Here is a 377-nt window from a genome sequence, read left to right on the forward strand (position 1 = left end):
CGCTTCCTTTTGAGTGCCGCTTATCATATTTTGCCATTTTACTTCCTTGGTTCTATTTGGGGGTGAGCTGATGAGGGAATTGATTGCAAGTGATCTAGCCTATGAATAGTTGTCTTCAACACGCCTGGTTAGTTCAGATAGTTCCTGTGTATCTTGTTCATTCAAGTCGCAGTTAGCCAAAACGAAGTTTGCCGTGCGCACTACGGCTCGCCACCTGGGCCTATCAGGGATAGTACGAGCGCTCAGGTACTTGTCAAAGGTTCGAGTTTTAACCGTGGTGCCGTCCACGTATACACGCCAGCAGCGACTTTGCTCTGCCAGGTCAACCTTTGTCTTATTTGTTGAGCGCTCCCAAATATTTAGTGAGTTCCTCAACA

Annotated in this window: 1 protein-coding gene; it reads right to left on the reverse strand. The window is 47.2% G+C overall.

Annotation, left to right across the window (positions count from 1 at the left end; all coding sequences use genetic code 11):
• Positions 1-99: 99 nt before the first annotated feature.
• On the reverse strand, positions 100-377 hold a 278-nt coding region (locus tag A3763_RS28385; protein WP_231872128.1), incomplete at its 5' end, for a hypothetical protein.

The organism is Oleiphilus sp. HI0128, from assembly GCF_001635365.1.